Source organism: Lactobacillus sp. Sy-1, from assembly GCF_019303535.1.
Lineage (GTDB): Bacteria > Bacillota > Bacilli > Lactobacillales > Lactobacillaceae > Nicoliella.
Map to the genome: position 1 here is coordinate 201,886 of NZ_JACCIU010000001.1, position 19,824 is coordinate 221,709.

General features: G+C 41.8%; 17 protein-coding genes. 7 read left to right on the forward strand and 10 right to left on the reverse strand.

The genetic code is table 11. The annotated features are described in order from the left end of the window. Positions 1-4: 4 nt before the first annotated feature. The 5 genes from HZL42_RS00890 to HZL42_RS00910 are packed head-to-tail and all read right to left on the reverse strand — an operon-like array spanning position 5 to position 8,830. Complete coding sequence (locus HZL42_RS00890; protein ID WP_219053838.1) at positions 5-466, reverse strand: hypothetical protein; 462 nt, start codon at positions 464-466, stop codon at positions 5-7. Between the two features lie 20 nt (positions 467-486). Next, positions 487-4,257 carry a helicase-exonuclease AddAB subunit AddA gene (addA, locus tag HZL42_RS00895; RefSeq protein WP_219053839.1) on the reverse strand — a complete coding sequence of 1,257 codons (3,771 nt, stop codon included), beginning with the start codon at positions 4,255-4,257 and terminating at the stop codon, positions 487-489. Continuing rightward, complete coding sequence (locus tag HZL42_RS00900) at positions 4,244-7,834, reverse strand: PD-(D/E)XK nuclease family protein (protein ID WP_219053840.1); 3,591 nt, start codon at positions 7,832-7,834, stop codon at positions 4,244-4,246. The genes addA and HZL42_RS00900 overlap by 14 nt, the downstream gene beginning before the upstream one ends. A 52-nt stretch (positions 7,835-7,886) precedes the next feature. Further along, on the reverse strand, positions 7,887-8,243 hold the full coding sequence (locus HZL42_RS00905) for a hypothetical protein (RefSeq protein ID WP_219053841.1): 357 nt from the start codon (positions 8,241-8,243) through the stop codon (positions 7,887-7,889). Further along, on the reverse strand, positions 8,243-8,830 hold the full coding sequence (locus HZL42_RS00910; RefSeq protein ID WP_255552514.1) for an NAD(P)H-binding protein: 588 nt from the start codon (positions 8,828-8,830) through the stop codon (positions 8,243-8,245). The genes HZL42_RS00905 and HZL42_RS00910 overlap by 1 nt, the downstream gene beginning before the upstream one ends. A gap of 144 nt (positions 8,831-8,974) precedes the next feature. Between HZL42_RS00910 and HZL42_RS00915 the strand changes: the two genes are divergently transcribed. After that, positions 8,975-9,925: an aldo/keto reductase gene (locus tag HZL42_RS00915; protein ID WP_219053842.1), complete on the forward strand. Its 951-nt coding sequence runs from the start codon at positions 8,975-8,977 to the stop codon at positions 9,923-9,925. A gap of 123 nt (positions 9,926-10,048) precedes the next feature. Beyond that, positions 10,049-11,359 (forward strand): NCS2 family permease, encoded by a 1,311-nt coding sequence (locus HZL42_RS00920; protein WP_255552515.1) that lies wholly within the window; start codon positions 10,049-10,051, stop codon positions 11,357-11,359. A gap of 46 nt (positions 11,360-11,405) precedes the next feature. On the opposite strand, the gene abc-f is transcribed toward HZL42_RS00920, so the two are convergent. Then, complete coding sequence (gene abc-f, locus HZL42_RS00925) at positions 11,406-12,923, reverse strand: ribosomal protection-like ABC-F family protein (RefSeq protein WP_370629274.1); 1,518 nt, start codon at positions 12,921-12,923, stop codon at positions 11,406-11,408. 260 nt (positions 12,924-13,183) lie between these two features. On the opposite strand from abc-f, the gene HZL42_RS00930 reads away from it, so the two are divergent. Genes HZL42_RS00930 through HZL42_RS00940 form a run of 3 tightly spaced genes read left to right on the forward strand, consistent with a single transcriptional unit; the run spans position 13,184 to position 15,720 of the window. After that, a complete protein-coding gene (locus tag HZL42_RS00930; RefSeq protein WP_219053844.1) occupies positions 13,184-13,921 on the forward strand; it encodes a metal ABC transporter ATP-binding protein in 738 nt (245 codons plus the stop codon). Beyond that, entirely contained in the window at positions 13,918-14,757 is an 840-nt protein-coding gene (locus tag HZL42_RS00935; RefSeq protein ID WP_219282821.1) for a metal ABC transporter permease, read from the forward strand. Before HZL42_RS00930 ends, HZL42_RS00935 begins: the two co-directional genes overlap by 4 nt. Before the next feature lie 21 nt (positions 14,758-14,778). Further along, on the forward strand, positions 14,779-15,720 hold the full coding sequence (locus HZL42_RS00940) for a metal ABC transporter substrate-binding protein (protein ID WP_219053845.1): 942 nt from the start codon (positions 14,779-14,781) through the stop codon (positions 15,718-15,720). A 54-nt stretch (positions 15,721-15,774) separates the two neighbouring features. Here HZL42_RS00940 and HZL42_RS00945 read toward each other — a convergent pair whose 3' ends face one another. Beyond that, positions 15,775-16,401: a deoxynucleoside kinase gene (locus tag HZL42_RS00945; protein ID WP_219053846.1), complete on the reverse strand. Its 627-nt coding sequence runs from the start codon at positions 16,399-16,401 to the stop codon at positions 15,775-15,777. 25 nt (positions 16,402-16,426) lie between these two features. Then, on the reverse strand, positions 16,427-17,149 hold the full coding sequence (gene pnuC / locus HZL42_RS00950) for a nicotinamide riboside transporter PnuC (RefSeq protein WP_219053847.1): 723 nt from the start codon (positions 17,147-17,149) through the stop codon (positions 16,427-16,429). Positions 17,150-17,365: 216 nt separating this feature from the next. Between pnuC and HZL42_RS00955 the strand changes: the two genes are divergently transcribed. Further along, a complete protein-coding gene (locus HZL42_RS00955) occupies positions 17,366-17,593 on the forward strand; it encodes a hypothetical protein (protein ID WP_219053848.1) in 228 nt (75 codons plus the stop codon). A gap of 30 nt (positions 17,594-17,623) precedes the next feature. On the opposite strand, the gene HZL42_RS00960 is transcribed toward HZL42_RS00955, so the two are convergent. Further along, positions 17,624-17,974 (reverse strand): CrcB family protein, encoded by a 351-nt coding sequence (locus tag HZL42_RS00960; protein WP_219053849.1) that lies wholly within the window; start codon positions 17,972-17,974, stop codon positions 17,624-17,626. Continuing rightward, positions 17,974-18,354: a CrcB family protein gene (locus HZL42_RS00965; protein WP_219053850.1), complete on the reverse strand. Its 381-nt coding sequence runs from the start codon at positions 18,352-18,354 to the stop codon at positions 17,974-17,976. The genes HZL42_RS00960 and HZL42_RS00965 overlap by 1 nt, the downstream gene beginning before the upstream one ends. A 453-nt stretch (positions 18,355-18,807) precedes the next feature. Between HZL42_RS00965 and HZL42_RS00970 the strand changes: the two genes are divergently transcribed. Further along, complete coding sequence (locus tag HZL42_RS00970) at positions 18,808-19,818, forward strand: zinc-dependent alcohol dehydrogenase family protein (RefSeq protein WP_219053851.1); 1,011 nt, start codon at positions 18,808-18,810, stop codon at positions 19,816-19,818. The last annotated feature ends 6 nt before the right edge of the window (positions 19,819-19,824 follow it).

Here is a 19,824-nt window from a genome sequence, read left to right on the forward strand (position 1 = left end):
TTTATTATAGTAAGTTCAGCAGAATTCCAACGTTAACTAACGCAATCGTCACCGTCAAAGCATAGAATGACAAACTCCGCTTTTCAATAAATATTCGAACCGTGTCCGCATCAATGTCATTATCGTTCTCAATTGCTTGAACGTCAACGTTCACGTGTTCCCGATAAGTTGCAATCAGGGTTTGAATCAGCAGTAATAGCGCCACCACAATTAGTACCGCTAGGAAGAGGGCCTTTAGTCCCTGGCTAAATGGAATCAACGCCATTATCAGGCTTTCCACAACTAAGCAAACTAACTGATAGATCAACCCCTGCTTGCGCTTGAGATTATCAAAATCAACTGCGCCGGCCTGAATCCCGGTAGCCCGAATAAACTGCCAGTATTTTATCCAAAGGGCAACTAAAATCAGAACTGAAACAATTGGACACACAAAGGTTAACGTTAATAAAATTAAATAAAATAACAAAATTAATCACTCCTCGCCAATTAAACTTCATGAATTGGCACTAATTTATTAATTGATAGTAGGTATAAGAACCGCTTTTCCACCGGACGTTGTAAGATTTTAGCCAATGCTAATCCGTACAGATTCACCTGCCCCCGGTATTTATCAACAATTCGAGCAACCTGTTGAGCTTGATTGCGGCTCCCTACGTAGTCGGTTTTATAATCAAATAAAATTACTTCATCGTTGAGAACCAGGTACCCATCGATAATCCCATGAATTAATATTTTTTCATTTGCGACAGGATTAAAGCCCTTAAAGAGCTTATTAGCCGCCATAATTAATGAAAATGGTGCTTCCCGATGCAGTGCATTAGGGTGCGCTAAAATCATTTGACCCAGTTCACTCGCAAAGAATTGTAAGATTGCTTGCCGGTCGATTCTTGCTGCTACCTGGTCCGTAATTACCCGGTCAGCAACTAAGTGACCAATCAAGTTATCGATTGACTGCAGAGTGGGTGGGGTGGCTAGGGATAACTGTTGAAGAACCAAGTGGGTCGCGGTTCCAATTTCAGTTGGCTGGGGCTGCGTAACCTTCTGTAAGAACTCCGGCTGAGCAAAATCACTTGCGACGTAACGATTCGTTTGCTTTTCATCGTCACTCAGCCCTTCAAATTGCCCCATTTGAATTGTATCCGGGTCATCAAATACCCGCTTAATTTCTGAAACGGCTTGATAAGCAGTCGTGGTCGTGGCCACCTGGTTTGGATATTGGTAATTCATAATGTGTTTAATTTGGTCAACATTATCAGCATTTAAATCCGCCGTTACCGGCTGTTCTAGCTGCTCAATAAAGTTGTTTGCAGCAGTCTCCAGTTCATCTGGGGCATGCGCTAGGAGGTCCTCAGGATGATAAAAGTTAAGGGTCAGATTCGTTTCATCATCCTTTAAATTAGCATCATCAGCTAAGAACTGCTCTTGAAGCTTGGGGTGCCGAGCAACCGCTGGTAAAATCCAATCCAAATAGCTCTTCGCACTTCTGCGTAGCGCAGGGGTTAGCAACAGTTGATCACTTTGGGTTGCCTTATGCGCCCATTCAGCTAACACATCGGCATCCGTCTTATTAGTATCCTTAATAGCCCCCACGATAAAGAGTTGTTGCTCAGTCCTAGTCAATGCAACGTACAACTTACGCATTTCTTCATCAATGGTGTCATCGTCAATTCGGCTTTGCACCACCTGTTTTTGCAGCGTTGCAATCTTTTCACGCTTAGCATCATTAAAGTAGGTAATTCCTAATCCTAACTCATCATCCAATACATATTCACCCTTTGAATCCTGCATATTAAACTGGTGGTTAGCATCAACGATAAAGACAATTGGGAATTCCAGCCCCTTACTACCGTGGATGGTCATTACCGAAACGGTATTATCATCCGGATTGGCAGCTGGCTCAGCTAAGTCGTTATTCCCATTTTGCATCCGTTCGATAAACCGGACGAACTGGAAGAGCCCCTTAAAGCTACTTTTTTCGTACTGGGCTGCCCGGTCATAAAGAGCATGTAGATTGGCCTGCCGCTGCTTTCCTGCGGGCATCCCACCCACGTAGTCTAAGAACCCAGTTGCCTCATAGATACTCCAAATTAATGGGACTAACTCCTTTTGCTGGGCAATGTCTCTAAATTGCACCAACTGATTCAAGAACCGTTTAACTCGGTTAAACACCTGATCGCCAAATTCAGTAGATTCTTGGTGGGGATACTGATTCACAAAGTTAACCACTGCCTGGTAATAATCGCCAGTTTTGGAATTAATTCGTAGGTATGCCAACTGGTTTTCATTTAAGCCCACGATTGGGGAGCGTAACACCGCAACCAATGGAATATCCTGGTATGGATTATCAATAATCGTTAGCAGTGCCATCATAATTTGAATTTCAGTGGTTTTAAAGTAGCTCTGAGTGCCGTTAATTGTAACTGGAATATTGTGCTGAGCAAAGACATCTGAAATTACGAGGTTGTTATTTCGAGTGGCCGCAATCAGGGCCACGTCGGAGTAATTCATTGGCCGCAGTTTCCCCAGGTGCCGGTCAAATACTTGCTGACCGTTTTGGGTGAGCTCAATTATTTTTTGAGCAATCAACTCAATTTGGCCGTGGGCACTATCTTCAACTTGAAACTGGGCATTCACCGGTTCACCATCGGCAGTTTCAGTATCATCCTGTTTATTCGGTTGATTGCGATAAAGCATGATGGCGACGTTAGAATGTAAATCATCCGGGTAGTACTGCGCTCCGGCCACCAGGTTGTTATCGCCCTGGTATTCAATCTTACCGACCTCCCGACTCATAACTTGATTAAAAATCAAGTTGACAAAGTCATCAACATTCGACATGGACCGGAAGTTTTCCTTTAGTAAAATTGTGCGGTCATCATTTGCGGTTAATTGGTACCGATCCATCCGTTGTAAAAACATTTCAGGCGCGGCCAACCGGAACCGGTAGATGGACTGCTTAACATCCCCCACCATGAACATATTTTGGGTCTGCCCCGCATCATCATGCCTGGCAATCGTGGTTAAAATTGCATCCTGCAACCGATTATTATCCTGGTATTCATCAACCATGATTTCTTGGTACTGCTTTTGCAACGCTTCTTGAACGTTTTGCTTGCCGGCAGACTGGTTAAAAATATCCAGCGCGGCATGTTCAATATCGATAAATTCCATCACATGACGGCGCTGTTTCAACTCACGGTAGTGGGCACTAAAGGCGGTAACCACTTCCACAAGCTTGTTGATCAACTCCACCGATCCGTTCATCACCATTAAATTCGTTTCTTCATCGCTGGTAAAGTAACTGGCAACGAGTTTGTCGGTCAATTGCTTTTTGCCGGCATCCCGTAATGCTTTAACATGGTCATGCGCATCCTTTACTAGTTCGTCAGACCCCCTCGGAACGGACGGGAAGCGCTTAAAACCAATGTTCATTTTCTCACGAATTTGATTCCAGGAATCGGTACCTAGTGATTGCATTAGTTCATTGATATGGTCGAGTTCCCCGGTTTCAAACTCCGCTTCCTTGGTTAATTGCTGCTCTTGGGCAAGGTCTAATGCCGCCTGAAAATTAACTTTAATCTGAGCGAGTTGATTTAATAGCGCGGGTTTCAGAAATTGGTTGTAAAAATCACTGTCGACAATTGAACCAGCGACTTGATACAAATTCGGGAGTTGCTCAATCCACTGCTGGGGGTCCCGGTTAACGTTAGCATAATCATAGAGGTTATAGACCAACTGGGTCAGTCCATCATCAGACCGGTCATCCGAAAAGTTCTCCGTCAGGTTGGCAAATGAACCATCCTCATCGTTAGCATAGTATTCTTCCCGCACATTATCCCATACTAAGTCGCGTAGCATCGCCGTTTCAGTTTGATCAGTTAAAATTCGGAAATCCGGGTCTAAATTGATGATGTAGTAGTAGCTTTGAACGACCCGTTGGCAAAATGAATCGAGGGTACTAATGTCTGCCACCGGTAATTTACGAATTTGGAGGTTCAAATGGTTTTTCAGTCGCTTATCATCAGTATTACGGACCTTCGCCTGAAGTGCTGATAAAATCCGATCCTTCATTTCTTTAGCGGCCGCCCTGGTAAACGTCACGATCAACATTTGATCAATATTTTGATACTGCACCAATTTATTGATGACCCGATCAACTAACACCCGTGTTTTCCCAGATCCTGCGGATGCCGATACCAATACGTTGCCCTTAAACGTGCCGGTTACCGCTTCGGCCTGTGCCTTAGTGTAGTCCATTTTGCTGTTCCTCCCTTAGTTTTTCAATCACGGTTTGCATATCCATTGTTTCCACATTTCGGTAGTTATTTTCATTCAACAACGGGTCGAACTGCATTATTGATTTAAATGGCGAGTATTGAAGGGCGCTGGTATAACGATCCTTTGTTGGTGCTAACCGGACATCCCCACTGAAAATTCGCACTCCCGCTTCTTGAATCAACTGCTCGGTATGTTCCAAAATGAGTTCTAAGTCATCAGGAGCAATCACGTTACTTGCCTTCGTTAATTGGTGGTCCTTTTTCACCCCAATTGGGTAAATCAACGAGGTCCCCCCGTCTTGAATCTTACTATCAATCAGGTGGATTAACTCCTTATCATCAACCAGAATCCCCTTATAACGCTGCTTTTTCATCATCGCAGCTTGGAAGCTATCCCTTCCAAAATCTTTCGGCGATAGCTTGGGATTGAACACGTGAAAGTATAGGGCCCCCGCCAGTTCGGCCTTTTGTTGGTCACTAAATCGGGCAAGATTCTTCTTAATTACGTTTAGGTAGGTAATTAGTTGCATTGCGGTTCCATCATAGACCTTCCCAAAATCAATCATCTTATCCCCAGATTTATAGTCAACCAATTCCAGGTACCGCTTATCAGCAGTTTCCATGGTATCAATCCGGTCAATCCGGCCCCGCACACTTACGGTTTGAATTCCCGGAATTACGATTTGATCAGAAATATCAAAGGTGAGCGGATCTAAACTATTCGCATTATTAGTTCGCCCAAACGAAATTTCGGTTCTACTAGGCCGCATGGGGGTGCTTTGACTTTGCCAGTGCATGGTAAGGGCCATTCGCTTTACCGTTCTGATAAGCTGCCCTTTTAAATATTCCATCCGGTGTGAACTCTGTAAAATCGCGTATTGGAAATTATTGGGGTCATTTAACAACTGGGTTGCCACTTCGTTGACGAATTGATCTAACGCCTGTTCATCTAACGATTGAATGTCAATGTGCTCATCATGCATTCTCTTGACCAACAGGTCTAATGCGGCATGGTAAAATTCCCCCGTGCTAGCGGGGGATAGTTCGAAAACATCCCGTTCATGGAGTTTTAAGCCGTATTTTAGGAAGTATTCATACGGATTAGAATAAAACTGTTCCAACTGCGAAATTGAGGTATTAATCGAGTTCCCATATAAACCGGTAATAATGTCATTGGTCAACTTAGTTGGCGTATTGTTGTAGTTAAGACCGCCCAATAGCTTTTCAGTGAGTGCTTGAAATTCCCGGCTGGTGGTCACTAATTCCTGATAAACTAAGTGCCATGAATTCGCCAGCTTGTGTTGGTTGTACTTATGATCATAGCTAGCTTGCACCAGGTGGCGAAGCGTTGTTCGTTTCGTCCCAATGTAAGGTAAAATCAATTCACTATCAGCTTTGGGAGTATCAACATAGTGGATTTCGTTAATTGCAAAGTGCTTTTTAATTCGATCAACGTATGGTGAAATTTGGACCCCCGTCTCAGTATCACTGTCGTTAGCTAGGCAGTATGAAAAAATTAGCCGTTCACTCCCGCTCATAAATGCGAGGTAGTTTAAGTAAGGATCATTTGCCATTTGACTTTCGCTAGTGTCGCGCAGGTATTGTTCCTCAGTAAAGTGGGGTGCAAGGTCGTCGCGGTCGCTATCATTAAATAGGTTTTCATTGGTAATTCGGTCTGGCATTACATCATCGGTCGAGCCCACCATGAACACGACCCGGTAGTCTGGCATCTGAACAATTCCACTTTCTGAAATGGTTACCTGGTCCAACGTGGACGGAATTTGTGAGTAATTAGCGCCTTCGAAACCAGCCTTGAGTAGCGCTAAAAAGTCATTTAGCTTAAATGCTTGGCGTTCCCCTAGCACCGTTACGAAATCATCCAGTAAATCACAAAAAGTTTGCCATACCTGTTCTGGTTGGGCAGCTTGTGATAAATCGCCATCGTCAACGCTCGCATCCCGCCATTGCTTCAGTCGGTCTACGACCCCCTGCTCAACCAAAAATTGATACAACACTTTCACACCCGCAGTAACGTCCTTCGCCCGGCGCATCCGCTTGAAAAATGGTGGCAAGATCGCCTTAACATAGTGACGAATTCGATTAACCTGATCATCAATTGCTTGGTTTGGCTGGGATTGAATTCCAAAGTCACTTTCGTTCAACCAAATATAGTGCCAATCCTCATCTTGCAGCCACTTGGCGCCTTCATAACCGTTCTTTAAGACCACGTTTTCAGTTAGCGCTAGCGCATCCCGAAACTGGGTAATTGGCATGAATTTACCATCGGCATCGCGCGGAATCAGTAGTTCCGTTTTTAATAACCGCATCACGTCGTCATAGCGGTATGTCCGCCGGCTATTTTCGGGTGCAATACTAAATAATGCATCAATGAGCTGCACTAGTGGGTGGTCGACCATCGATTTTTGCACATCATTAAAGTACGGGATTTGTTGCATGTTAAAAATTGGTTGAATGATATTTTGATACTTATCCAAATGCCTAGTCATAACTAAAATGTCACGGTAATGATACTGACCACTCGCAACTAGTTGGCGAATTTTAATTGCAACCGCGGCCAGTTCAGAATAGAAGTTATCAGCCTTTACCACCTGAACGGATTGATCATCAATTAATTGCACCGGTTTGATGGGGTCTAACCCCGTCGATTGAATCCAGTAGTTACTTAAGGCTAACAAATCGTTATTAACCCGTTCGGTCTGGGCATACAGATCCGTCATGATTGGAACTTGGTTGTCACTAGCGAATTGATATAACTGGTGATATAGCTTTGCTGACTGGAAAAAGAGGGTTGGTGCTTCTGGTTGCTTCACTCCGGCAGGACGGTCTAGATTCAAGTCAATCGTAACGTTTGCCGCCCGTTGCATCATAATCATCACTAATTGGCGTTCCTTCGCGGTCAACTGTGAAAAACCACTAATGAAGAAATGCATTTGCGATAGGTCGTGGTCGAGAAAGTAGTTACAGAGTAGCTCCAGTGTGTCATTTTGGTGTAAGAATTTGCCAATCGTGGCTGCCTCAAATGCCTGGTAAATAACCGTAAAATCATGGAGCTTATCACGCAAGTTAGGGTTTAAATCTGCTTGTTGAGTTTCAAATAGGTTCGCTAAGTCCGCTGCACTAACCCGCCCTGCTTCCATCTCTGCAATTTGGCTTGCAATTTGATTGATGAAACCAGGTTGCCCACTTTCCCCTCTAAAAACGGTCAACTCATCCTGATGATCATTAATAATTTGGTAGATCAGCATGTTAACTCCCGCCGCACTTAGTCTAGGAATCTGGTATGCTGCTTCATGGCTTAAAAAGAACCATGCTAGCCGGGTTAATGAAAAAACCTGAACGTTAGTTTGAGCATAAGCATCATCATTATTTTGGTTCAGCCGTTCCAATGTTTTGACTTCTGATTCAAACTTAATGTGATTAGGAACCAGGTAAAAATAATGATCATCCGGACGTTCATGCACCATCTTTAGTAGTTGGTCAGTTAGCACCTTGGCGTGGTCTTTATCAGCGGTTCCTAGAATAAATTGCAGGGCCATTATCATTTCTCCTTTTCAAATATGTAAAAAGTCATTGACGATTTGCCAATGACTATTTATTTGGTTCCATTTTATTTTCAATTAATACTTCGTTGATTCGTTCATCCATTAACTGAACCAACGCTTCGATATCGCCATCACCCTTCATGCTGGCGGCAGCGGCATCGTGTTCTGCAACCGCCCAACGAGCGAGTGCATCGGTTACCGGCACGAAGTCCCGAATGATTCTCATTGGGGTTTGACTATTGCGCGCCCGCTTCATATTTTCATAACCATTGCGGTCAATTACCATCCGGACCTTTTCGTTTAATGATGGATCAAAAGTTTCGAAAATTACAAAGTGTGAAACTTGTTGTGCCCGAGACAATTGCAGTTTAACTTGGTCCAATTCTTCGCGACTCAATTCCATTATTCATCAGCTCCCTTAGTATCTTGAACCAATCCAATTGACTGGTTCACATATTGATGTGAAGTAATTGCTGAAACTGCCACCTGGGCAACTGTTTCACGTGAAACAATGCCAGCTGGCATTGGTTGTCCTTCATCATAAATCTGTAATTCCCCCTCGGCCTGGTACACTAATGTTGCTGGCCGTAAAATCGTGTATGGAATTTCAGCTTCATCGACAACCTTAATTGCATATCGTTGTTGCTTTAGGTATTCATCAACGTCCTTTACGTCATCTGGATACTTCATTGTCCCCTCAACTTCGTTATCAATTCCCGCAGTGGATAGCATTACAAAATCTTCAATTTTAACTTGGCTTGAGCGAATTGCATCGAATAAGCCTTCAAACGCCAAATCAACGTCCATTGGTCCTAAAAACGAAAGAACGAAATTAACTTCTGAGATAAACGGTAAATATAGCTTCTCGTATGTAACGTCAACTTGTTCATCATCGATTTCAATTAAACGTAGATCCTTATGTCGACTCAACTCTTCAATGGCAATCCTTGCAATTGGCTTTTGGCTGCCTAGAATTAAAACGGTTTTCAATTCAATTCCCTCCTCATTAATCTTCCTATATTAATTATACCCAATTTAGAACCTAAATTTAAATAGCAAAATATTTTTAAATTAGCTACATTCGTATCATAATAGAGTTATTAAAAGATATTTTATATTTAGGAGGAATCATTCATGAACGAGCAAAACGTCCAAATTGGTAAATCAGGGGTATTAAGCACCCCATTAGGTTTAGGAACTAATGCGGTTGGTGGCAATAATCTATTCCCTAACCTTAAAGATGCTACTGGAATTGAAACCGTTAAAACGGCCCTTGATTCTGGCATTAAGTTGTTAGACACTGCATTCATGTATGGAATGGGCCACTCTGAAGAACTAATTGGGGAAGCCATCAAGGGTTACGACCGGGGAAGTTTTGCGATTGCATCCAAGGGGGCACAGGAATTAGTAAATGGCAATATCACCATTAATAACGACCCCGAATTTTTAAAACAATGTGTGGAAGCCAGTCTTGAACGTTTGCACACCACCTACTTGGATATTTTCTACATTCATTTTCCAGATGATCACACCCCAAAGGATCAGGCAATTGCTGCATTAAATGAACTTAAGGTCGAGGGTAAAATTAAGGCAATTGGGGTTTCCAACTTCTCAATGGACCAATTAAAAGCGGCTAATAAGGACGGCTTAGTTGACGTTGTTGAAGATCAGTATAGCTTGATTGAACGGAAGGCCGAAACGGAGTTATTCCCATACTTAAGAGACCATGATATTTCATTCGTTCCTTACTTCCCACTCGCTTCTGGGCTCCTAACTGGTAAATACGATGATTCTTCAGTTACTTTTGCGGATGATGATCCAAGAAGTAAAAATCCAAACTTTCAGGGAGCTAAGTTTGCTAAAATCATCGCCGCTGTTAATCAAATTAGACCGTTAGCGGAAAAGCATAACGCCTCAGTCGCCCAACTTGTATTGGCATGGTACATTCAAAATCCAGATGTTGCAGTTGTTATTCCAGGCGCTAAGCACCCCGAACAAGTTAGTGATAATGCAAAGGCAATGAACATCAACCTTTCTGATGAAGAAGCTAAGCAAATTGACGACGCATTTAGTGATTTTAAATAATTTCGGATCGTTCACTTGTTAAATTGAACTAATCGTTCGTGAATTTGATAAAAGATTAACATTATGTTAAGATGGATTTTGTGATTTTATTGAAAACCGAATATTTAACAAGGAGTGGCCTTAATGGGAGCTAAAATAGCTAACTTTTTTCACTTTGACGAACTAGGGACTAATTTCCGGACCGAAACAATTGCCGGATTAACCACCTTCGTCTCGATGGTTTACATCTTATTCGTAAACCCAAACGTATTGAGCGCATCAGGAATGGAAAAGGGGGCCGTCTTTACTGCGACCGCCCTTGCAACCGCCATCGGCTGTTTCTTAATGGGATTGATTGCCAACTACCCGATTGCACTATCGACTAGTTTGGGAATGAACGCATTCTTTGCTTACTCTGTTTGTATCGGAATGAAAGTTCCATGGCAAACGGCATTAGCTGGGGTGTTCCTAGCATCCTTGATTTTCTTAGTTTTGACGTTGTTCAAGATTCGAGAAATCATTATCGATGCAATTCCAAACGACCTCAAGAGTGCCATTAGTGGTGGGATTGGGTTGTTCATTGCCTTTCTTGGTTTAAACCAAGGAGGGATTGTTACCGCCAGCAAGAGTACCCTTGTCGAACTAGGCTCCTTCCACGTTGGAAGCACTTGGTTAACCATCTTTGGATTGGTATTGACATTGGTATTAATGTCAGCACGGGTTCCCGCTTCCATCTTTATCGGAATGGTAGCAACTGCGATTCTGGGAATGGCAACCCACTTGATTGCACTACCTAATCAATGGGTAGCTGCTGTTCCAAGCTTAAAGCCAATTTTCTTACAATCGATCAAGCACATCACTGATATCAACACCGCACAATTACTAATCGTTGTGCTAACGTTCTTATTAGTCAGTTTCTTCGATACTGCAGGAACGTTGGTTGGACTAGCTGAACAAGCTGGGTTCATCAAGAATAATAAAATTCCACGAATTGGTGGCGCATTGCTTGCTGATTCTACTGGAATGGTGGCTGGTTCATTACTCGGAACTTCCCCAGTTGGTGCTTTCGTTGAATCATCTGCCGGAATTGCCGTGGGTGGCCGGTCCGGATTTACGGTAATCGTTACTGGGATTCTCTTTATCTTAGGAACGTTCTTCTCACCACTACTTGGTGTGATTACCGACCAAGTTACCGCTCCAGCACTAGTAATTATCGGAATCTTAATGGCCCGTTCACTTAAGAACATCCACTGGGAAAAATTCGAAATTGCTGCTCCAGCATTCTTAATCACTTTAGGAATGCCATTGACTTACAGTATCTCAGATGGGATTGCCCTTGGGTTCGTTATCTACCCAATCACCATGCTTGCTGCTAAGCGTGGTAAGGACGTTAACCCAATTATGTACGTATTAGGCGTTGTCTTCCTAATCTTCTTCTGGGTATTAAATGAATAGTTAAATTACAAAACCACGAAACGGAAATTGACCGTTTCGTGGTTTTTTATTTTGCCCGGGTTAATTCAACTACGTTCGTCTGGACCGCCTTAATAAAATCAAGGTCATGGTCAATAATCAACATTGTAGGTTGGATTCTTAAAATTAAATCCTGAATTTGTTGTCTGGTAATTACGTCTAAGTAGTTTAGTGGTTCATCCCAAATATAGAGGTTGGCTTGCTCACATAGTGAACGTGCCAATGCAACCTTTCGTTTCTGCCCCATGCTCATGTTGGCAATATCCTCCTTAAACGCCGCACGCTCAAAGCCCAACTTACGTAGCATGTTTATAATTGACGAAAGTTCAATTCTATAACCAAAGGCATAGTCTTCAATTTGACCGCTGAGTCCCGCAAAGTTTTGGGTTAAGTACGAAATGCGAATTACTTGATTTAGATTAATCCGCCCGCTTTCAATCAAGTTGGCCTGCCCTAGAATCGCCTTTAGAATGGTGGTTTTCCCAAGCCCGTTCGCGCCTTCCAGAACTAACCGATCTCCACGTTTTAAGTCAAATGAAAATGGTTGGTTTAATTTCCTTTGATTCCTTGCAACCTGTAATTGATCAACGGCTAGCAGGTGTTCTTGGTGCGGTTTCACATAGTTCAACGATAAATCCGGCATCTTATCAATATTGCGTAGTAATCCCTGTTTTTCATCAATCGCATCATCAATCTGATTTAACGTGCTATGATTCCGATTCATAATTTTAGCAGCCTTATGACTCAAGAACCCCTTATCTAAATCCATGTTCTTTTGGCCCCGGTAATTTTTGGCATTCTTTTTCCCTTCCGCATGGTCAGCCCATTGTTTCACCCGATTGGCGGAGGCGGTCAGCTTTTTTACATCCGCTTTAATTTGCGATTGCTTTTCTAATTCAGCTGCATTTTGGCGGTCGTATTGTTTCTGCCAGGTGGCAAAGTTTCCGTTAAAGAGTTGCACCTTGGCCCGATCAATTGATAAAACGTGGTCAATGATTTGATCAATGAACGCTCGGTCATGGCTAACTACGATGAACCCCTGTTTCCCCTGGAGGTAGTTGGCAACCATCGCACGCCCGTCAATATCCAAGTGGTTGGTCGGCTCATCAATTAATTGAAACGCATTTTCATCAATGAACATTACTGCCAAAAGTGCCTTTGTTCGTTCTCCTGGACTCAGGGTATCAAATGGTTGGTCCAGAACTTTTTCAGCTATCTTCAGCTTATCCATTTCAATTTCTACCTGCCAAAATGATTCTTCGCCAACCCCAGCCAATTGCATTAATACATCGCGGGTCAACTGAGTTGGGTTAACCACTTTCTGTGGGAAATATTTGAAATTAACGCTTGATTGAATTTCACCATGGTAACTAAATTTACCTAGTAATAAGTTTAAAAAAGTGGTCTTTCCACGCCCATTTCGACCAATTAGCCCCAGTTTCCAGCTCTCATCAATGTTTAAATTAAAGCGGTCAAAAATATTACTGGTCATTTTATCGTAGCGGAAGGATAAATTTTGAATTTTAATCGTTCCCGTTGTAACCACCTCCTGATTATCTCTAATAATTATTTAACCATTTTTTAATCACACTTTCAATTTCAAGAATCATTTAGATATTTTTAGACACATGGTTAAAAATAAATCATTAATAAATTATAAAAAAGATTGTTAAATGGTAAAAGTTTATGTATACTACTAAGCGTTATATTTATTAGGTTATCCTAAAAATATGATTGATGATAGTTAAATATATTCAATCAGTCTAGAATATACCCCCTGTATTAGTATCCAAAGGAGTGCTTATAATGCTCAAAGTTAGGAACCTTTCAGTTTCTTATGGAGAAACCCCAGTTTTTTCAGATTTATCGATTCAAATTGATTCTGGTAAAATTACTGGAATCATCGGTCCAAATGGGGCCGGAAAATCAACGTTCATCAAGGCTGTGCTTGGCTTGATCAAGTCTCAATCAGGGACCAGTGACTATGATGGCAAACCCATTAAAGCAATTCAAAAGAAGATTGCTTACGTAGAACAACGGAAGGACATTGATTTAACCTTCCCAATTAGTGTGTTTGACGTTGTATTGACTGGTAGTTACGCCCAACTCGGGCTCTTCAACATGCCTGGCAAGAAGGAAAAAGCCGCCGCAATGGATTCGTTGAATCAAGTGAAGATGCAAGCATTTGCCAGCCGCCAAATTGGTAATTTATCTGGAGGGCAATTGCAACGGGTCTTCGTGGCACGTGCAATTCTTCAACAAGCAGACATTGTAATTTTAGATGAACCCTTCGTAGGAATTGACTTGCAAAGTGAAAATGCAATCATGGCCATCTTAAAGCAATGGCGGAACGAAAACAAAACGATCCTAGTGGTCCACCATGATCTAAATAAGGTGCATAACTACTTCGATGACTTGATCATTATGAACCACGGAATCGTTGCTAGTGGACCGACTGAAATGGTTTACAACCCTGAAAACATCAGTAAGGCGTTTAGTGCCGACCTTTCTTCTGTCCTGTTTAGTCAAAAGGAGGGCCAATAATGAAAATTGCAGAATTTATTAGTGCATTAGGAAAATACGATTTCCTGCAAAGTGCAATGTTGACCGCAATCATGGTGGGAGTAATGTCCGGAATCATCGGTAGCTTTATCATCCTGCGGGGAATGTCATTAATGGGAGACGCCATTTCCCATTCCATTCTTCCCGGGGTGGCCGTTGCCTACATGCTGGGAATTAACCTCCTGGTTGGAGCCTCCATTTTCGGGGTGTTAGCTGCCCTACTGATTGGATTCGTCTCAACCCACAGTAAAATTAAGGTTGATACATCCATCGGGGTGGTGTTCAGTTCATTCTACGCACTTGGGTTCATCCTGATTTCGATGACCGAAAGTTCAACTAACCTACACCACATCCTATTCGGGAACATCCTGGCCGTAAGTAATTCCGATATGATGACTACTTCCGTCGTACTCGGAATCGTAATTCTATTCGTAACAATTGGTTACAAGGAACTATTAATCACTTCGTTTGATGAAACGTTTGCCAAAACATACGGGTTGAAAACACAAGTTATTCACTACTCATTAATGCTAGTGCTTACGCTAGTGACGGTTTCTGCATTGCAAACAGTCGGAATCATCTTAGTGGTGGCAATGTTAATCACCCCTGCCGCAACTGCATTCTTCTGGACAAACCGCTTATCCGTGATGCTAGTATTCTCCGCCGTGTTTGGAACGATTGCATCCATCGTTGGTCTCTACCTCAGTTACACGTTCAACTGGGCATCTGGGCCTGCAATCGTTGTTGTAGCAGCCATTCTATTCTTATTCTCATTCATCTTCTCACCCAAACAGGGGCTCATTCGCTTGAAGAAATAACATCCAGAAAGAGGGATTTAAATGAAGCGTATCTTAATCGCACTGGCATCTGTAATTATCCTTATTGGTGGTGTATTTCTGTTCATCAACCAACGTAGTGCTAGTAAATCAACCACCACCAGCGGTAACAAGGAACTCAATGTTGTAACTACCAACTCAATTCTAGAAGATATGGTGAAAAACGTGGGAAAGGATCGCGTCCACGTTTACAGCATGGTTAAACGGGGCACTGATCCACATGAATACGAACCGCGTCCCGAAGACATTGCTCAAACCACAAACGCCGATGCCATTTTCTACAATGGTTTAAACTTAGAAACCGGTGGTAACGGTTGGTTCAAAAAGCTAGTTAAAACCGCTAACAAGCAGTTCGGTAAGCAGGTCTTCGCAGCCAGCAAAGGCGTGAAGCCGCTGCACCTTACTACTAATAAAAACGAAGTGGATCCCCACGCCTGGCTTGATCTTGCTAACGGAATTAAATACGTTAAAACCATTACCAAGGTCCTAAAGGAAAAGGATCCTAAGAATGCCGATTACTTCCAAAAGAATGCGGATGCTTACATTGCTAAGCTTTCCAAGTTGAATCAGGATGCAAAGTCGAAGTTCTTAGACATTCCAGCTAAGCAACGGGTATTGGTAACGTCTGAAGGAGCATTCAAGTACTTCTCCAAGGCCTACCATGTTAAACCAGTTTACATCTGGGAAATTAATACTGAATCGCAAGGAACTCCGGAACAAATGCGCCGGGTGCTTGCCGCAATCAGTAAGTACGATGTCAAGCACCTATTCGTTGAATCATCCGTATCACCAAAATCAATGGATAAGGTTTCATCTGAAACTGGTATCAAGATTTACTCCAAGATCTTCACCGATTCATTAGCGAAGGAAGGCACCCCTGGTGACACCTACTATTCAATGATGAAGTGGAACTTAGATAAAATTCACGATGGATTAGCAAAGTAATCTCCGTAACTTAAAGGGGGCGGGGCTCACAATGAGCCCCGCCCCCTTTTTCATTTAACGATCTAATTTTGCATCAATTTGATTCAAAACCGTGGTTAAATCATCCTGATTATTCACAAAATCATACTTATTGCCATCAATTTTAATCTTCGGACTAATATCGTAATTCTCAAACCACTTTTGGTATGCAACTTGCAATCCGCGGTAGTATTCCAGTAAATCGTCGGACTGCTCAAAATCCCGGCCCCGTTGGCGAATACGCTTTAACTGGGTCTCCAAGCTTACTTCAATGTAAACTAGTAAATCAGGGCGTTTCTTTTTGGCAGCGTAAGGGAGTTCCTCCATCATGTTATCCAATAGTTCATGATAAATCGCTGCCTCAGTGTCGTTAATATTGCCCAGTTGATGATTTAAATCCGTAAATAGTGCATCTTCATAGATTGAACGGTCTAAAACGTTATTATCATCTCGCTGGGCCTGCTTAATCATTTCAAAGCGCTTATTTAAAAAATAGATTTGCAGCAAAAAGCCGTATTTTTCTTTATCTTGGTAGAATAACGGTAGTACCGGGTTATCCCCCACTGGTTCGTAAAATGCCTGGGTCCCTAAATGATTTGATAGGCGCTCGGTAAGTGATGACTTCCCAGCTCCGATGGTTCCAGCTAATACAATCATTGTCATAATCTGCCCCTTTCTAAATTGACTACTAGTTCGTAGCTAACCGCTTGGCAAACCACGGGCTCTTGGTGAACGCTAAAATATCATTTGCAATGTAGAGCATGTAAGTTACGAATAGGACTGGTGAAGCACCACCCTGCGCAGCGGTAATCCCCCATAGAATCACTGATAGCACGCCTTGCGCTAACCAGAAGTAGTAGGTTTCGCGTTTCTTCAACGTGGTCAGGATGGCCCCCATAATTCCAGTCGTTGCGGAAATTGAATCAATCAGTGGCCGCGGGCTATCGGTTAAGCTCGTCAACAGGGTGTGCATGATTAAAACCACTCCCACAAAGCCAATTAAGTATGGTAACCAGTTTTTAAAAGTTGCGGCTGCGCTTCCTCCCCGCAATCCGGAAATTTTATTTTCGGCGTCCCGGTTCCAACTTGGCATTAGTAATACTGGAACATCTAACAACACAATGTAGCTAAGTTGCATCACAATTTCCATGTAATTCTTAGCGGTGAACGCAACCGTAATCAATAAGATCGCACTAATTAAGCCTAACCAACCGTTGATGGGTTTGGCATTGTTAATCGCTAGGACACAGGTCAGCCCTAAAGCACCAGCAATAAACGTTACAATACTAATGGTTGTGATCGGACTGCTCAGCGTCAAGGCTAAGTTAAATCCCAACCCAAAGAATAATAGAATGTACGATTGGACGTTCCAACCTAATAATTGGCTCCATAGCCACTTCAAATAATTCATCAAAAAAGCTCCTATTACTATATATAGTGTATTAAACATATTAAATCACTATATATAGTTATTTTAGTCAACTCGTTCTATTATACAGAAGTTAAAATGAATTTCAATCACACCGATGATACGATTCAATCGGGAACTGGCTATTTTTAAAATCGTCCCTGTGTTAAAATAACCAAAAACAAACCAATCATACATATCAACATTGGAGGTAATAATATGCACTTTATCAAAGGAACTGCCTTTTTATGGCTAATCCTAATGATCATCGCTAGCGTGATCGTTTTTATAATGCGTGGATGCTTCGATTTAATCGTTAATCATACTTACGACATCCAATTTTATATTTCTGAAATGGGCAATTATGCTATTAAGGGATTAGTATCCGCTATTTTAATTCAAATCGGTGAAAGCATTATTACACGGCATAAAAGAAGGCAAAAATAAGAGGATGGGGCGCTCCCATCCTCTTATTTATTAAATCGCCATTCCAACAAACGCTGCTAGAATCCCTAACAACGTCGTTGAAATAAAATATAATCCAGCCCATGCAGGCCGTTTCATCTGCAGTTTAACCGTTTCATTCATAAACGTAGAGAACGTGGTATAGCCACCTAAGATTCCACTACCGATTAGATATGCCATGGAACCATCAGCAAGCTGGCCCGCCAATAGCCCGAGCAAGAATGCCCCGGAGACGTTGATAATAACGGTGGCTAATGGAAACTCCTTCCACCCCATTTTATTACCAATTAGTTCAATCATTCCATAACGAATGACCGCACCAAATGAAGCAGCAAGCCCCACAATTACAATTTTAGAAAGCATTATTTTTCACCCACCCTTGCAATCACATAATCAGCAAGCTTAACCCCCATCAATGCGAATATATATCCAAACACTAAACTAATTGAAAGGTACCAAAAAGAATTAATTAGTGAAGTTTTGAACAGTTTCACAAAATCAACCATAAACGTGGAAAAAGTGGTAAAACTACCGATAAACCCAACGCTAATCCCACTTAGTAGTTCGCTTGAGATTTCAAACAGTAACGGTAGGATGCTAACGAGAAACGCTAACAGGAACGTTCCTACTAAATTAATCGCAATAATCATTGCCAGATGCTCATTTCCCGACAATAGCGTTAACCATTCACGGAGTGCGCCACCTAAAAAGCCAAAAATGATGATATAAATAACCTTACGCAATTTAAATTGCCCCCTTATTATTATCCTTTTATCGTATCACAATTAGGGTTTCTTATACTTTAGTTAATAAATTCACAAAATATTTAAAAATTAGCTGGATTTATTTTTTATTCATGCAACCGGTTGCATTATGAATATTAATCTAAAAAGATGTAATTAGCGTTTTATAGTTTGTGAAACTATTAACTATCCTTGGCCTTAAATCAGCATTTATCTTTGCTTACTGGGTGCTAAGTTAATGTGACTTTATTCATTTATAAATCAAATTATCGTTATATTTAGATAAAATGGCAGTTGATTATTTGACGATAATCATTAGTATTATAGGTGTAATCAATTGAACTAAACAATAAATGTTTGGAATCAGATGGTTATTTCATATAAAATAGTTATTGAAGCCTGGTCATTTGATTGGGTTAAAAAATTTATTATATTAAAAGGGGATATTTACACATGAAAGCATTAGTATTAACTGGTACTAAACAAATGGAAATCCAAGATTTAGATACTCCAACTCCAAAGCCTGACGAAGTTTTAGTTAAGACTGCATACGCTGGTATCTGTGGTACCGACGATGCATTATACAACGGTCTTCCAGGTTCAGCAGATGCTGTTCCTCCAATCGTTTTAGGTCACGAAAACTCAGGTGTTGTTGCTGCTGTTGGTGCTAACGTTACCCAATTCAAGAAGGGTGATCGTGTTGCAGTTGACCCTAACATCTACTTCCCTAAGGACAAGTACTTCCGTGTTGACCGTCCCCAATTAGCTGAATCATTATCAGCTGTTGGTGTTACTCGTGATGGTGGTTTGGAAGAATACTTCACTGCTCCTGAATCAGTTGTATACCACGTTCCAGCTAACCTTTCATTAAAGGCTGCTTGTTCAACTGAACCAGTTTCATGTGGAGTTCACGGTATTCGTCGTCTTAGCTTACAACCACATTACAAGGCTCTTGTTATGGGTGATGGTTACATGGGTCTCTTATTCGTTGAATTATTAAAGGCCTACGGTGTTCAACACGTTGACTTAACTGGTCGTCACGACGACAAGTTAGCTGAAGAACAAAAGCTTACTGGCGCTGATCACGTAATCAACACTGAATCTGGTGACATTACTGAAGAATACGACATCGTTATCGAAGCCGTTGGTCGTCCAGAAACTCAAGAAAAGGCAATCGAAGTTGCAGGTAAGGGTGGTCAAATCCTTATGTTTGGTGTTGGTCGTCCAGATCAAACTTTCACTGTTAACACTTACGAAGTATTCCAAAAGGAATTAGACATCAAGGGTTCATTCATTAACCCATACTCATTCGATGACTCACTTGCATTAATGGCAAGTGGCAAGATTGATGTTGAACCACTTATCAAGAACGTTCTTCAACTTGATGAAGTTGTTGGTAAACTTGATGGTTCTGACAAGCGTCCTGGTAAGTCAGTTGTTGAACTTGACGGAAGCTTGAAATAATTAATT

Bases quoted from the DNA above. Each gene is read 5' to 3' on its own strand.
- HZL42_RS00940 (WP_219053845.1), top strand. From the start codon at position 14,779: ATGAAGCGTATCTTAATCGCACTGGCATCTGTAATTATCCTTATTGGT.
- HZL42_RS00930 (WP_219053844.1), top strand. From the start codon at position 13,184: ATGCTCAAAGTTAGGAACCTTTCAGTTTCTTATGGAGAAACCCCAGTT.
- HZL42_RS00955 (WP_219053848.1), top strand. From the start codon at position 17,366: ATGCACTTTATCAAAGGAACTGCCTTTTTATGGCTAATCCTAATGATC.
- HZL42_RS00905 (WP_219053841.1), bottom strand. From the start codon at position 8,243: ATGGAATTGAGTCGCGAAGAATTGGACCAAGTTAAACTGCAATTGTCT.
- pnuC (WP_219053847.1), bottom strand. From the start codon at position 17,149: ATGAATTATTTGAAGTGGCTATGGAGCCAATTATTAGGTTGGAACGTC.
- HZL42_RS00915 (WP_219053842.1), top strand. From the start codon at position 8,975: ATGAACGAGCAAAACGTCCAAATTGGTAAATCAGGGGTATTAAGCACC.
- HZL42_RS00900 (WP_219053840.1), bottom strand. From the start codon at position 7,834: ATGGCCCTGCAATTTATTCTAGGAACCGCTGATAAAGACCACGCCAAG.
- HZL42_RS00970 (WP_219053851.1), top strand. From the start codon at position 18,808: ATGAAAGCATTAGTATTAACTGGTACTAAACAAATGGAAATCCAAGAT.
- HZL42_RS00945 (WP_219053846.1), bottom strand. From the start codon at position 16,401: ATGACAATGATTGTATTAGCTGGAACCATCGGAGCTGGGAAGTCATCA.
- addA (WP_219053839.1), bottom strand. From the start codon at position 4,257: ATGGACTACACTAAGGCACAGGCCGAAGCGGTAACCGGCACGTTTAAG.
- HZL42_RS00920 (WP_255552515.1), top strand. From the start codon at position 10,049: ATGGGAGCTAAAATAGCTAACTTTTTTCACTTTGACGAACTAGGGACT.
- HZL42_RS00960 (WP_219053849.1), bottom strand. From the start codon at position 17,974: ATGCTTTCTAAAATTGTAATTGTGGGGCTTGCTGCTTCATTTGGTGCG.